This is a genomic window from Pseudarthrobacter sp. L1SW, assembly GCF_020809045.1.
Lineage (GTDB): Bacteria > Actinomycetota > Actinomycetes > Actinomycetales > Micrococcaceae > Arthrobacter.
The window spans coordinates 2292464-2306245 of sequence record NZ_CP078079.1; the positions used below are offsets into that span (position 1 = coordinate 2292464).

The window sequence follows — 13782 nt, forward strand, 5'->3', positions numbered from 1 at the left end:
AGGGTTGGCGCGGCAGGCCGCGCCAACCCCTAAATCTCTGCGGGCTCCTACGAAGCGGCTACTTGGCCGCTTCAAGCAGCTCCGCGCGGACCGCCTGGGTTGCCTTGACCAGGTTGCGCAGGGACTCTTCGGTCTCCGCGTAGCCGCGGGTCTTCAGGCCGCAGTCCGGGTTGACCCAGAGCTGGCGGGACGGAACGTGCTTGACCGCGGTGGCCAGCAGTTCGGTGACTTCGCCCTCGCCCGGTACGCGCGGCGAGTGGATGTCGTACACGCCCGGGCCCACGCCGCGGCCGAATCCGTGGGACTCGAGGTCGTGGACAACCTCCATGCGTGAGCGGGCAGCCTCGATGGACGTCACGTCCGCGTCGAGGCCGTCGATCGCGTCGATGATCACGCCGAACTCCGAGTAGCAGAGGTGGGTGTGGATCTGGGTGGCGTCTGCGGCGCCAGCGGTGGCGAGGCGGAAGGAGTCCACGGACCACTTCAAGTAGTCCGCGTGGTCCGCCTTGCGGAGCGGGAGGAGTTCGCGCAGTGCGGGTTCGTCCACCTGGATGACCTTGATGCCGGCAGCTTCGAGGTCGGCGATTTCGTCGCGCAGGGCAAGGCCAACCTGGTTTGCGGTCTCGCCCAGCGGCTGGTCTTCACGGACGAAGGACCAGGCCAGGATGGTGACCGGACCGGTGAGCATGCCCTTCATCGGCTTGCTGGTCAGCGACTGGGCGTACTTGGCCCACTCAACCGTGATGGGGGCGCTGCGGGTGACGTCGCCCCACAGGATGGAGGGACGGGTGCAGCGTGAGCCGTAGGACTGCACCCAGCCGTGGACGGTGACGTCGAAGCCCTCGAGGTTCTCGGCGAAGTACTGCACCATGTCGTTGCGCTCGGGCTCGCCGTGCACCAGGACGTCGTAGCCGAGCTCTTCCTGCAGCTCCACAACGCGCTTGATCTCGTCCTTCATGAGCTGCTCGTACTGCTCGTCCGTGAGGTCGCCCTTGTTGTTGCGGGCCCGGGCGGAGCGGATTTCGGAGGTCTGGGGGAAGGAGCCGATGGTGGTGGTCGGCAGCGGCGGCAGGTGCAGCGCCTCTTCCTGGGCTGCTTCGCGGACCGAGTACTCGGAGCGGGTGAAGTCGGCAGCGGTGAGGGCCCCGGTGCGGGCGCGGACGTCGGCGCGGCGGACGCCTTCGGCGGTGGCGCGGGAAGCGATGACGGCTGTTGCGTCGTCAATGGCGGCCTTGGCGGAGGCGGGCTCGGCCAGGTAGGACGCGAGGGTTTTGACCTCAACCGCCTTCTGGTCGGAGAACGCCAGCCAGCTGCGGAGCTGTTCGGAGAGCTGCGTCTCCTCGGCGACGTCATGCGGGACGTGCTGCGTGGAGGTGGAGGTGGAGACGGTGACCCTGCCTGCAGCTGCCTTCAGTGCGTCCAGCTTGGCGGCTGAAGCGGCGAGGTCATTGCGCCAGATGTTGTGGCCGTCAACGACGCCGGCAACCAGGGTCTTGTTGCCCAGGCCGGCGAGTGCCGCGGCAGAGGGGACGGCGCCCTTGAAGACGTCGATGTGCAGGGCATCGATGGTGGTGGCGGCGAGGGTGCCGAGCTGGCCGTCGAGCGGGCCGTACGGGGTGGAGACGAGGATTTGCGGGCGGTTGGCCGCGGCGGTGAGGACTTCGTAGGCGCGGGCAACGGCCGCTGCGATCTCGGCGGCAGGGGTGTCCTGGTCAACAACCAGCGCGGGCTCGTCGAGCTGGACCCAGCTGGCTCCGGCGGCGGCGAGCTTATCGAGCAGCTGGACGTAGACGGGCAGGATGTCCTCGAGGCGGGACAGCGGCGCGAAACCTGCCGGGGCGCCGTCGGACGCCTTGGACAGGAGCAGGTACGTAACCGGGCCAACGATGTACGGGCGGGTTTCGATCCCGTTGACCAGGGCGAATGCGAACTCGTCAACCTTCGCGGTGGAGGCCAGGCTGAACTCGGTCTCCGGACCGATTTCCGGCACCAGGTAGTGGTAGTTGGTGTCGAACCACTTGGTCATTTCCAGCGGCTGCTGGTCCTTGGTGCCGCGGGCCAGGGTGAAGTAACCGTCGATGTCCAGCTGCCCCTCACTGTTGAGGAGTTTGCCGAAGCGGGCCGGCACGGCGCCCAGGTGGGCGGTGGTGTCCAGGACCTGGTCGTAGTAGGAGAACGTGCCCGGCACGGCTGCGGCCTCCGTCAGGCCGAGATCCTGCAGGCGCTTGGCGATGCTCAGCTGGATGTCCTTGGCGGCGGCGTCCAGCGCGGCGGCGTCGATCTTGCCGGCCCAGTAGGCCTCCACGGCCTTCTTGAGCTCGCGGCGGCGGCCGATGCGCGGGTAGCCGAGCAGGGAAGCAGCGGGAAAGGGCGTGGTGGCGTTATTGAGTGCAGTCATGGGATTCTCCTGGGGAGTTGGAATGTGTGCGGACACGCCGTTGGCAGGCGTCCACAAAGAGGTGTTCAGCTAAAAGGCGTTTGCTGGAAAGGGGGTTTTGCGCTTTTGGCGGGTTCAGCTGGCGAGCTGGCCGGCCACGGCTTCGCTGCGGCTGGAACGGGTGCGCCGCGGGAGGGCCAGCTTGTCCAGCACGTCCAGGGCGCTTTGGTGTTCATTGAAGGTGTAGAGGTGGATGCCCGGCGCTCCGGCTTCCAGTGCCGCGTTGGCAAGGTCAACGGTGGCACTGACGCCGATCCGCATGCGCTCCAGGTCGCTGTCCGCCGCGGCCATGCGTTCCAGCAGTTCGGGAGCCGGCTCCACGCCGGTCAGCTCGCCAAGCCGCTTCAGGCGCCGGAGGCTGGTGAGCGGCATGACACCCGGGATGATCGGGATGGTGACCCCGGCCCGGCGTGCCCGGGTGAGGAGGTCCGCGTACTGCTCCGTGTGGAAAAAGACCTGTGTGATGGCAAAATCCGCGCCGGACCGCTGCTTGGCAAGCAGCACCTCGACGTCGTGCGCTTCGCTTGGTGACTCCGGGTGCCGGGTGGGGTAGGCAGCGACGCCAACGGCGATCTTCCCTGCGCAGAGCAGGGCGGAGCGGCGCTGTTCAACCCGGCGGATGAGTTCGATCAGGTCCTGGGCATAGCGGAGCGATCCGGCGGCAGGTTCGCCGCCGTCCTTGGGCAGGTCACCGCGGAGGGCAAGAATGCCGCGCACGCCGGTGTCCAGTAGTTCGCCGATGATTCCCGCCAGTTCCTGGGGCGTGTTGCCTACGCAGGTGAGGTGGGCCAGCGGCCGGAGCGTGGTTTCCAGCAGGAGGCGGTTGATGAGATCGACGGCGGTGTCCCGGTTGGAGCCGCTGGCACCGTAGGTGACGGAAACGTAGTCCGGTGCAGTAGTTTCCAGTTCCCGGATGGTGGTCCAGAGGGTTTCCGCGGCTGCCGGCGAACGGGGCGGGAACAGCTCGTAGGAAAGCGCCACCGGAGCGGCGTCGGAGAGATTCGGGTGCGTTTCAATAAGGCTTGGTGGCGACATTTGCGTCCTTGGCTTTGGGCCACTGACGGCTGCTGTCCGCAAGAACGGCGGCAGACCGGCAGTGAATTGAGTTTGGGGAACACGGAAGGACTCCACGAGGACGCAGCCGCGGCTGGTACGCCTGAAATGAAGTTCTCCGTGAGCAAATGTCAGGCCCACATGGGGGCACCCACACCCTCCACAGGGAGGATCGCTGACACGTTACCGGGGTAACTTGTATAAGACTCTATGAGTTGCAGGGCTGTGCGTTCAAGTTGGCCGCCGAATTAAGACGCAGTTTTACGGCTTGTTGAGGTTCTCTACGGAATTTTGTTCGCTTGCCTTGCCGTTACCAGGGGCGCCCGGGGCCAGGCGCATATTCTGCGTCCTCCAGGTATTCCTCCCGTTCGCGGCCGCTGTTGCGTTCGCGCTGCGCCTGCCGGGCGCTGTCTTCCAACTGCTGCAGCTGGCTCTGCTGCGGTGAATCCGGGCCCGCCTTCCCTGGATCGTTCTCTGCAGGCCCTGCTTCCGGTGCCTGGTTAGCTCCGGCGTCCGCAAGTTTTGACCGCAGGCGTGCTTCAGCTGCGGCCAGCCGGTCCCCCGCCCCGCCCGGAGGTTTACCGGAAAAGCATCCCTGCGGCGCCGCCTCCGCCACATCCAGGGCTTCTGCGTACAGGCCGGCCGCCGGCGCCGGTTCTCCTGCCTGCAGCTTCCCGTCGCCGAGCCGCTCGATGGCCAGGACCAGGTTCACCCGGATGACGCAGGCTTCGGCGGACGCGGACAGGGCGGGCGGGACAAGGTTCAGCGCCTCCTCGAACCGGAGGCGGGCCGAGGTGAAATTGCCGTCCAGGACGTCGGCGCCCCCGGCAGCAAAGGGCGCTTTGTGCGGTTCGATGATGTTTGCCAGCTGAAGTCCTCCCGCGGCTCCCCGGACAGATGCTGCGTCGGCGGATTCAAAGGCACTGGCTGCCCGGCCACCCAGCAAACCAAGGCTCAGCAGTTTGGCGGCAATGCACAAAACCAGGAACACCGGGACGGCAGACCACACGAGGAGGCGCCGCCGTCGGGCTGCCATGCTGCCTGCGTCGCGCTCGAGGGAAGTCACGTGGCCTCCGCCTTTCCATCACCGGAACGGGGCCCGGCGGTGGCCTGGACTACTGGGCGCCCGGCAGCCGGGCCCGGCGCAGCTGAAGCCGGGGCAGCTGGAGCCGGGGCAACCGGGGGCCGGGCGGGCGGCCGCAGTTCACGCAGCTGCCGAATAATCACCCTCGCTTCCCCCAACCCCAGCGCGAAGGCACCGGCCGCGAGGACCCAGTACAGCTCTGTCCGCGCCGGCAAGGACCCGTCACCGCCCGCGTGATCAAGCTGGCCCCGGAATTCGGGCGCGGCAGGGCGGGCATCCTGCATCATCGGCGCAACAGGGTCACCGGCAGACCGGTGGACATACGGAACCCCCAGCTGCCCCGCAACCTGCCGCAGCCGGCCTTCATCAATCCTGGACAATGCATCCCCGGGCAGCGCCCCTCCCCCGGCACCGCCGCTGCTGTCCTGGACATACGGCGCTCCCTCGCCTGCCGCGGAACCTCCGCCGTAATCCTGTCCAGTGTTCTCGCGCATCCTTCCGCCGCCCGCCGTGCCGTAACCCAGCACCGCTCCCCCGGCCACCAGGCCATTCTCGAGGTCCATGGTTTCCGGTTCCTTCGCGCTGGTATGCTCGCCGTCGCCGAAGTAGTACACAAGCCGGGGCCGCTCGGGGTGGCTTTGCCGGGCAGCGGTCAGGCGTTCGGCCAGCACCTTCCGCGCAGCCGTGATGCTGCTCCCTTTGGCATAGGCCGTGACCTGCGGCTCAAGCACGGACGTTATGGTTTCCAGCGCCAGGGTATCGGTGGTCAGCGGCATCCGGACATGGGCTTTGGTGTCAAAGGTGATGACGGAAAAGCGGGCACCGGGCAGCTCTTCTGCGACCGCCGCGATGTCCCTCCGCACTCCCGCCATCCTGGGTTCCGCGTTGCCGTAGTCTTCCGCCACCATGCTGGTGGTGGTGTCCACGACGAAGAACACGTTGAGGTCGGCGGTGGCTGCCTGGGCCGTGCCGCCGGGCAGCCCGGGGCGCAGCGCGGCGCCGAGGAGGAGCAGTACCAGCACGGTTCGGCGCAGCCAGGGACGGATGCTGACTCGCGCACCGCGGTACCCGGCTGCCCGTGCAGCAGTCGACGCTCCCCGGTAAAGCCGCCAACCCAGGAAAGCCAAGGCCGCCACAGCGACGGGAAGCAGCAGCCACCAGGAAAGGACCGGTTGCAGGGTCATGGCCGCAACCGCCAACTGGCGAGCACCAGGACCAGGCCGGAGAGGAGGGCCGCGGAAAGAGGCAGGCTCGGCTCATCCCAGGCAACCGCCCGCGGTGCGCCCTGGAGGGCCGCCTTTTCCGTTTCCTCGACGCCCCGCACAACGCCCTGCACCGCCTCCGGGTTGTCCAGGGCGTAGTAGGCGCCGCCCGTGGATTCCGCGGCGGCCCGCAGCTGCGCCCCGGGCTGGTCCCGGCCCGTGCCGTAGTCCAGGTCACCCGGGTTCAGTGCATACACGCGTACTGCCCTGTCCTTGGCAAGCGCCGCCGCTTCCCCAAGGGTCATGATGGGGTCGCCGGAGAGGAAATTGTCCGTGGCCAGGACCAATGACCGCGAGCGCGATGGCGGGCCGGCGTCCGCGCCGGGATTCGGGTTGTTTCCGGACTGGTCCGTCCTGCGCGGGAAGCTGTTGAGGCAGGACGCCAGGCCGTCACCGATCAGGGATGAGCCCCTGCCGCTCCACGTCCCGTCCAGGAACCCGGAACTGCCGGGTTTCCCGTTGAAGGCGTCCCGGGCAAGCTTCAGCTGCTCCTGCGCGTAGCCGTAGTCGTCGGTCAGCGGAAAGACCTGGATGGCCGTGCTGTCGAAGATTGTCAGGCCGATGCGTTCGCCCTCGAATTCGGTGGCCAGGGCGGCGAATACGTCCACCACGGCGGCGTCGGCGCTGCTCATGGAACCGGACGCATCAAGGCACAGCATGATGTCGCGGTTGTGCTGTTCAGGCCGGATCGTGGTTACTTCCAGAGGCCGGGCGGCCGCCACCGCCGTGGAAACCAGCAGGGACGCGCAGGCCAGCGCGGCCACGGCCAGCCAGCGGCGGTGCCGCCGCAGCCCTGCCTGGTATTCCGGCAGCAGGGTGAGCCTGTCCGCATGGGCCACCGGCCGGCGTCGTGCGTTGGCGTTCCTGTCTGGCCGAAGGGCCGCCCACGCGGCGGCACCGGCCGCCACCGCCGCCAGCGGAAGCAGCCACCACCACATCAGTTCCATGCCTGCACCGCCCTGCGTGCCGCGGCCGCCGAACCTGCCACGGAGGGAAGCGGCCCGGGACCGAACTCGGCCGGGTAGAGCTGCCCGACGGCGGACGCGGCCGCGGGCAAGGGATGTTTCGCGAGGTCCGCGTGGGTCATGCGGAGGGCATCCACCCCGGTGGCATCGCGGACGAATTTCCTCAGCAGGAGGCTGATTTCCTGGTGGGAGTCCCGGATGCTCCGTTTTCCCGAGGCGGCGTCCCGTTCCACGTCATCGATCCGCTGCAGGTACGCCGCCTTGAGTTCCGCGAGATCCGTCAGCTGGGCAGGGCGCTGGCGGGCCTCCGCGCCGCGTGGCGTGCGGGTGGCGGCAAACACGACGGCGTACCACGCGGCCACGAGAACCAGCAGTCCCACGCCGGCCCATCCCCACACGGGGGCATACTGCAACGGTCCGTAAAACTCCGGTTCAGCCTGCACGGCGGTGCCTTTCGAGGAGGGCGAACAGGGCGGTCATCACGCCCCCGGTTCCAGCCACTTCGCCTTCCGTGATTCCAGCCTGGCGAAGCATGGCCCTGCGCCCGGCGTCCCGTTCAGCCACGGTGTTGGCGTAGGCTGCGGCAACTGCCGGGTCCTTGGCAAGGTGCGCAATGAGGGGGTAGGAGCCGGCGACGCTGTACGAATCAGGCAGGACCTGGTCCGGCCGGTGGAGGGGGTCCTCAGGGGCCAGCCCTGCGTCCCGGACCGTGAGCCAGAGGATCTCGTGCTGCGCCCGGAGCCGGCGCAGCAGTTGCCCGGCGGCCGGGCTGGCCGCCACTTCATCGGCGACGACGAACAGCAGGTCGCGCCCCTTCACGGTGCGCGCCACATGGTCCAGCTGGTCCTCGATCCTGCTGGGCGCAGCGTCCAGCCTTGCCGCCGAGTCGACCTGCCGCAGGAGGCGTTCCAGGTGGGCTTCTCCGGCTTTGGCAGGCAGCGACGTTGTGCCGGCGGAATCGCCGCACACCAGTCCCACCACGTCGCCATGCCGGTGGGCCAGGTACCCCATGACCCCCAGCGCCATCACGGCGATGTCCTTCTTCGTTTCCCCGCTGTAGGCTTCCGCTGCCATGTTGCGGCCGGTGTCGGTGACCAGGATGACGCTCTGCCGGCGGACCGCCACGTACCGCTTGATCAGCGGCGAGCCGTGGCGGGCCGATGCCTTCCAGTCGATGTCGCGTACCTCGTCGCCGGGAATGTAGGCGCGGAGGTCGTCAAAGTCCAGGCTGCGGCCGCGGAACACCGAGCCGTATTCGCCGTCGAGCAGGCCGCGGGCCTTGCGGTGCGCGAAGATGGCCATGGTTGACTTCACCCGCTGGAGGAGGCTGGTCACGCTGGCCTAGGGGGTCTGGACGGCAGCGACGACGGCGTCAATCACCGTTTCCACCTGCACTTGTTCCGCCACGGCGTCGAAGTTCAGGATCAGGCGGTGGCGGAGGACCCGGTGGGCCAGCGTCTTTACGTCCTCGGGGATGACGTGGTCCCTGCCGTTCAGCAGGGCAACGGCCCGCGCAGCCTGGCTGAAGGCGATGCTGGCACGGGGGCTGGCCCCGAATTCGATGTAGCCGGCCAGCCGCGGGTCGATGTACTGCCCGGCGTTGCGGGTGACGAAGACCAGCCCCACGATGTAGTTGATGACCGCCGGGTCCATGTAGACGCGGCGGACGAGTTCCTGGACCTCGGTGACGGCATCCAGCGAGGCTGCGGCCGGGGGCGCCTGTTCAGGGGTGTACACCCCTGCATCAATGCGGCGGATGATCTCCGCCTCCTCCGCCGGGGAGGGATAGTCCAGCACGTCCTTGAGCATGAAACGGTCCATCTGCGCTTCCGGCAACCGGTACGTGCCCTCCTGCTCGATGGGGTTCTGGGTGGCCAGGACAAGGAAGGGCGAGGGCAGCCGGTATTCCTGGCCGCCGATGGAGGTCTGGCGTTCCTGCATCGCCTCGAGCATGGCGCTCTGCGTTTTGGCACTGGAACGGTTGATCTCGTCCAGGAGCACTATGTTGGCGTGCACCGGTCCCAGCTGGGTGATGAAGGTTCCCTTGGCGGCGTCGTAGATCTGCGTGCCCACGATGTCGCTGGGCAACAGGTCCGGGGTGCACTGGATCCGGCGGAACTCTGCGCTGACTGCCTCCGCCACGGTCTGCGCGGCGGTGGTCTTGGCAAGCCCGGGGACGCTTTCCAGGAGGATGTGCCCGCCGGTCAGCAGGCCAACCAGCAGGGATTCCCGCAGCCTGGCCTGCCCCACCACCTTGGCCTCGAAGCTCCTGGCGATGTTCGCCACAACCTGCTGCGCCCTGGCCAGTTCCGCCGGTTCAATTCTTGCGGACGCGCTGGTTGAAAGCACTCGGACTCCCCCTGGTTGCTGAACTGGGCATGGCGGCCGGACCGGCTGCACTCCGCCGCCATCCTATCCAAGAACGCGGCCGTGCTCTTGGGCAAGGGGGACCCCTCCCCATCAGGGGAACCCAGGTCTATCCTTTTGACATGAGCGAGCTTCCAGCCAGTTACAAGGAGTTTCTCGCCGACAAAAGCGAGATGTTCATCAGCACCGTCAGGCCTGTCCTGCTGCAGTCCGCGGCGGACAAGCTGCATGGGGTCCGGGTCACGTACAACCCTGGATCCACCGGCCACCAGGCCCACCTGGATGAAAGCCTGCCGTACGGGGTGGTTTTCGAGGATATCGACTGACTCCGCCGTCGGCGGAAGATCGCGCCAGGAGCCGGCATGGCACGCCGCAGAGCTGCAGCCGTTGCCGGCCTGGCCTTCATTCTTGGCTGCCTGACCGTGGTGGCGGCCTGCCAGCCCGGAACGCCTCCGCCCGCCGTCGAACAGCCTTCTTCGGCACCTTCTGGACATCCTTCCGAGCACCCGGCAGCCACAGCGCCCGCCCGGCTGCGGGTCACCGCGGCCGGTGACTATTCCTCAGGCAGGGAGGCTGCCGGCGTGCTGGCCCGGATCGGCGCCATTAAGCCGGACGCCCACTTCGCGCTTGGCGACCTCTCCTACAGTTCCCCTGGAGAGGAACAGCGCTGGTGTGACCTTGTGGCGTCCCACACGGGTGCCGGCTTTCCGTTTGAACTCGTGGCAGGAAACCACGAAAGCAACGGCAGGGACGGCTACATCGACGACTTCGCGGCGTGCCTGCCAAACCGGCTGCCCGGCATGGTGGGCGCGTACGGCCGCCAATACTACGTGGACGTCCCCCAGCAGGACCCGGTGGCAAGGTTTCATCATGGTCTCCCCGGGCATCCCCTTCCGGGATGGAACGTGGGACTACTCGGCCGGCAGTGCACGGTACAACTGGACCGCGGCGGCCATCGACGGTGCCAGGTCTGCGTCCATCCCCTGGGTGGTGGTGGGAATGCACACCGTCTGCCTGTCCCTTGGGGTGTACGGCTGCCAGGCCGGGTCCGCGCTGACCGACCTGATGGTCAGCAAGGGCGTTGACCTGGTGTTGAACGGCCACGAACACCTGTACCAGCGCACCAAGCAACTGTCCACCGGAAACGGCTGCGCCGCGATCAACCCCGGTGCCTACAACGCCGAGTGCGTGCGCAGGGACGGCAACAACTTGTCCAAGGGCGCGGGAACTGTCTTCGTCACGGTGGGTACCGGCGGGGTGCCCCTGAGGAGGGTACACACTGATGATCCTGAGGCACCCTATTTCGCCGCGTACTCGGGCCAGAATGCCACGCCGAGCCACGGGCTGCTGGACCTGCGGTTTACCGGGACTTCGCTGGCAGGACGTTTTGTGGCCACCGCCGGCAGTTTCCAGGATGCCTTCACCATCACCGGCGGCAAGTGACCCGGAACGGTACTGCCCGCCACCCCGGCCACAGTGACGTAGCCCGGCTATCCCCTGACGGCTCCGGACAGGGCAAAGGAATTGCCGGCGCCCCTGGCCACAATGACGTAAAGAGCCAGCACCGGCAGTGAATACAGGATGGAGAACGCAGCCAACTGGCCGTAGGCCACGGCCCCGTGCTGGCCGAAGAAACTGAAGATGGACACCGCCGCCGGCTGCCGTGCCTCGGACAGGAGCAGCACAAACGGCACAAAGAAGTTCCCCCAGGCCTGGATGAACACAAAGACGAACACCACGCCCAGCCCCTGCTTCATCAGCGGCAGCACAATGGTCCGGAGCGCAGCCATCCTGGTTGCGCCGTCCACCCAGGCAGCCTCTTCCAGCGACGCCGGCACGCCGTCCATGAAGTTCTTGGTCATCCAGATGGCCATGGGCAGGGTGGTGGTGGCCATAAAGAGGATGGTGGCGGGCATCGAGTCGAGCAGCTCGAACTGGACGAAGAGCCCGTACACCGGGACCATGATGGCGGTGATGGGCAGGCACGTTCCGAACAGGACGGTGTACATGAACGGCCGGTTGAACCGGGACTGGTAGCGGGACAGCGGATAGGCGGCCAGCACCGCTGCAACCAGTGTCACGGCGGCCGTCCCCCCGGACAACACCAGGCTGTTCCACAGTGGCAGGAGGAGCAGTTCCGGCGTCAGGACGGCGGCGAAGTTGGCCAGGCCGACGGCGGGCGGCAACCTCAGTTCATGGCCGGCTTCGGCATCGAGGGACGCCAGGATGAGCCAGAGCAGGGGCAGCAGGAAGCTGGCGCCGATCAGGAGCAGCACCAGGTCAGCCGGAGTCCTGCCGGCCCGGCGCCGTTGCGGCCCTGGAGTGCCAACCGGACGCGTGCGGGCCGTCTTGGCGGGGGCGCTCATGGCTTCCGTTCGCGGAGCAGCCGGATGTACGCCAGGCCGAAGATGGCGCCAATGAGGATGAGCACAGAGGCCACCGCAGTCCCATAGCCAATGTCACCGAACTTGAACGCCTCCTGGTAGGCGAGGACAGGGAGCGTGGTGCTCGCGTTGGCCGGTCCGCCCGCCGTCATCACCCACACCAGCGTGAACACCGCGAGCGTCTGCAGCGTGATCAGCATCAGGTTGGTGGTGATGCTTCCGCGGATCATCGGCAGCGTGATGAAGGCGAGCCGCTGCCAGCCGCGCGCACCGTCCATCTGGGCCGCCTCTGTCACCTCAGCCGGAACGTCGTTCAGCGCCGCCCGGTACACCAGCATGGAAAAGGCGGTCCCACGCCACACGTTGGCAAGCGTCACGGCCACCATGGGAAAGGCGTAGAGCCAGTCCGCCCGGCCCAGCCCCAGGCGCCCCAACAGCTGGTTCAGCGTCCCGTCGCCGCTGAAAAAGGCGTAGGCGGCGAAGGCTGCCACTATTTCGGGAAGCACCCAGGCCGCCACCACCGTGGTGCCGACGGCGGCGGACACTGCTGGCCGGGCCCGCCGCATCAGCACGGCCAGGGCCAGTCCCAGCAGGTTCTGGCCGAGTACCGCAGAACCTCCCACAAACATAACGGTGAGGAAAAGGGACAGCGGGAACACCGGGTCCGTAAGCAGCCGGCCATAGTTCTCCAGCCCCACCCATGAAGGGTTGCGGGCGCTGCGCCCGGTCAGTCCGGCGTTGGTCAGCGAGGCGTGGAACGCCCAGAGCACGGGTCCGGCAAGGAAGACGAGAAGGAGCAGAACAGCAGGAAGGACCGGCAGGTACCGCAACAGTTGCCGTGCCGTGGAAGGGAGCTGCAATGGGCTACTTCCGGACGGTCTTGTCGCCGCCCACGATCCCGGCCACTGCGGCGTCGTAGTCCGCAGCTGCCTCTTCCGGTGACCTGTTGCCGGTGATGACGGCTTCGGTGGCCTCCTGGACGGCCGCTGAAATCCGGGGGTAGTCAGCGGTGGCCGGGCGGTACCGGGTCACCGAAACAAGCTTGGATACGTCCCTGACGAACGGATTCGCGTCAAGGTACTGCTGCTCGGCAGCCACGTCCTGCCGGACGGCAATCTGTGAGCTTTCCACGGTGAAGGCCAGCGAATTCTTCTTGTTCAGCGCGGTGGTGAGGAAGCTGAAAGCCAGGTCCGGCTCCTTCGTCCCCGCCCCTAGTGCCAGGGTCCAGCCGCCGGACATGCTCACGGCCCCGGGTGCCTGGCCGTTCTGGGTGGGGAAGGGGGCGACAGCGATGTCCTGCTCGTAGCCGGGCCATTCGTAGGATCCGCCATCCTGCCAGAACGACGGCGCATAGGAGCCTTCCACGGTTGCGCCGAGTTTGCCGTCCGGGAACCATTCACCGAAGACCTTTTTCCAGACATTCGCGTCCAGGGCCTCAGCCGGGGACACCGCCAGCTGCTCTTCGTACAGCGTTTCAAGGAAAGCCAGTGAGTCCCGGAAGCCGGCGGAACCAACCACCCATTTCCCCGCCTCTTCGTCGTACAGGGCGGACCCCGTCCCGTACAGCAGCTCGTAGAAGCTTTGCATGACGGTGCCCTCGCCCGTGCCCTTGCCCGCGTACATGTTGAACGGGGTGACGGTGGGGTCGTTGGCCTTGATTTTCCGGGCGGTGTCCAGGATGTCCTGCCAGCTCCGCGGCTGCCAGGGAAGGCTGATTCCGGCCTTTTCCAGGACCTTCCGGTTGTACCAGATGGCACGGGTGTCCGTGCCCAACGGCACTGCGTACGTCCCGCCGTCGTCCGCACGCCCTGCCGCCTTGGCGCCGTCGTCGAACCTGTCCCAGTCCGCCCAGCCCGCAAGGTGGCTGTCCAGCTTCAGGAGGTAGCCGGCGTCCACGTCCGAGCGGACCTTGAACGTGTCCTCATAGAACACGTCCGGCGCCGTGGACGGCGACCGCAAGGCCAGCGCGAGTTTGGTGCCGTAGTCGTCGTCGTTGCCCTGGATGGGCTGCAGCTCCACCTTGACGCCCTGGTTCGCCGCCTCGAACTCCTGCTTGGCGGCCTGGAGCATGGTATCCAGGGCGGTGAAGGAATCGGTCTTCTGGTAGGCCACCTTCAGGGTCTTGGAAGCGCCCGCAGAATCACCCGGATTGCACGCCGCCAGGACAATCATTGCCGAAGCGATGAGGGACATGGTCTTCACTGACTGGCGACGCATGGTGCTCCATTCG

At 67.2% G+C, this 13782-nt stretch carries 14 protein-coding genes; 2 read left to right on the forward strand and 12 right to left on the reverse strand.

Features of this window, described 5'->3' with window-relative positions; all coding sequences use genetic code 11:
- Positions 1 to 58: 58 nt before the first annotated feature.
- The 8 genes from metE to KTR40_RS10575 all read right to left on the reverse strand — a co-directional run bounded on the left by metE (position 59) and on the right by KTR40_RS10575 (position 9150).
- Positions 59 to 2398, reverse strand: coding sequence for a 5-methyltetrahydropteroyltriglutamate--homocysteine S-methyltransferase (gene metE / locus KTR40_RS10540; RefSeq protein ID WP_228403636.1), 2340 nt, complete (start codon positions 2396 to 2398; stop codon positions 59 to 61).
- A 114-nt stretch (positions 2399 to 2512) separates the two neighbouring features.
- Positions 2513 to 3472, reverse strand: a complete 960-nt coding sequence (locus tag KTR40_RS10545) for a methylenetetrahydrofolate reductase (protein WP_139029428.1) — start codon at positions 3470 to 3472, stop codon at positions 2513 to 2515.
- A gap of 328 nt (positions 3473 to 3800) precedes the next feature.
- Positions 3801 to 4556: a hypothetical protein gene (locus tag KTR40_RS10550; RefSeq protein ID WP_228403638.1), complete on the reverse strand. Its 756-nt coding sequence runs from the start codon at positions 4554 to 4556 to the stop codon at positions 3801 to 3803.
- Complete coding sequence (locus KTR40_RS10555; protein WP_228403639.1) at positions 4553 to 5758, reverse strand: VWA domain-containing protein; 1206 nt, start codon at positions 5756 to 5758, stop codon at positions 4553 to 4555. Before KTR40_RS10555 ends, KTR40_RS10550 begins: the two co-directional genes overlap by 4 nt.
- Positions 5755 to 6783 carry a VWA domain-containing protein gene (locus KTR40_RS10560; RefSeq protein WP_228403641.1) on the reverse strand — a complete coding sequence of 343 codons (1029 nt, stop codon included), beginning with the start codon at positions 6781 to 6783 and terminating at the stop codon, positions 5755 to 5757. Before KTR40_RS10560 ends, KTR40_RS10555 begins: the two co-directional genes overlap by 4 nt.
- Positions 6774 to 7244, reverse strand: a complete 471-nt coding sequence (locus tag KTR40_RS10565) for a hypothetical protein (RefSeq protein WP_228403643.1) — start codon at positions 7242 to 7244, stop codon at positions 6774 to 6776. The genes KTR40_RS10560 and KTR40_RS10565 overlap by 10 nt, the downstream gene beginning before the upstream one ends.
- On the reverse strand, positions 7234 to 8136 hold the full coding sequence (locus KTR40_RS10570) for a DUF58 domain-containing protein (protein WP_228403645.1): 903 nt from the start codon (positions 8134 to 8136) through the stop codon (positions 7234 to 7236). Before KTR40_RS10570 ends, KTR40_RS10565 begins: the two co-directional genes overlap by 11 nt.
- A gap of 6 nt (positions 8137 to 8142) precedes the next feature.
- Positions 8143 to 9150, reverse strand: a complete 1008-nt coding sequence (locus tag KTR40_RS10575) for a MoxR family ATPase (protein ID WP_228403647.1) — start codon at positions 9148 to 9150, stop codon at positions 8143 to 8145.
- A 140-nt stretch (positions 9151 to 9290) separates the two neighbouring features.
- Between KTR40_RS10575 and KTR40_RS10580 the strand changes: the two genes are divergently transcribed.
- Complete coding sequence (locus tag KTR40_RS10580; RefSeq protein ID WP_104999755.1) at positions 9291 to 9494, forward strand: hypothetical protein; 204 nt, start codon at positions 9291 to 9293, stop codon at positions 9492 to 9494.
- A gap of 234 nt (positions 9495 to 9728) precedes the next feature.
- Here KTR40_RS10580 and KTR40_RS10585 read toward each other — a convergent pair whose 3' ends face one another.
- Complete coding sequence (locus tag KTR40_RS10585; RefSeq protein WP_228403649.1) at positions 9729 to 10037, reverse strand: hypothetical protein; 309 nt, start codon at positions 10035 to 10037, stop codon at positions 9729 to 9731.
- A 1-nt stretch (position 10038) separates the two neighbouring features.
- Here KTR40_RS10585 and KTR40_RS10590 point away from each other — a divergent pair, with 1 nt between their 5' ends.
- Positions 10039 to 10611 (forward strand): hypothetical protein, encoded by a 573-nt coding sequence (locus tag KTR40_RS10590; protein ID WP_228403651.1) that lies wholly within the window; start codon positions 10039 to 10041, stop codon positions 10609 to 10611.
- A 47-nt stretch (positions 10612 to 10658) separates the two neighbouring features.
- Here KTR40_RS10590 and KTR40_RS10595 read toward each other — a convergent pair whose 3' ends face one another.
- The 3 genes from KTR40_RS10595 to KTR40_RS10605 are packed head-to-tail and all read right to left on the reverse strand — an operon-like array spanning position 10659 to position 13769.
- Positions 10659 to 11534 carry a carbohydrate ABC transporter permease gene (locus KTR40_RS10595; RefSeq protein ID WP_228403653.1) on the reverse strand — a complete coding sequence of 292 codons (876 nt, stop codon included), beginning with the start codon at positions 11532 to 11534 and terminating at the stop codon, positions 10659 to 10661.
- On the reverse strand, positions 11531 to 12412 hold the full coding sequence (locus KTR40_RS10600) for a carbohydrate ABC transporter permease (protein ID WP_139029435.1): 882 nt from the start codon (positions 12410 to 12412) through the stop codon (positions 11531 to 11533). The genes KTR40_RS10595 and KTR40_RS10600 overlap by 4 nt, the downstream gene beginning before the upstream one ends.
- Before the next feature lie 4 nt (positions 12413 to 12416).
- A complete protein-coding gene (locus KTR40_RS10605; protein WP_139029480.1) occupies positions 12417 to 13769 on the reverse strand; it encodes an extracellular solute-binding protein in 1353 nt (450 codons plus the stop codon).
- Positions 13770 to 13782: the final 13 nt, after the last annotated feature.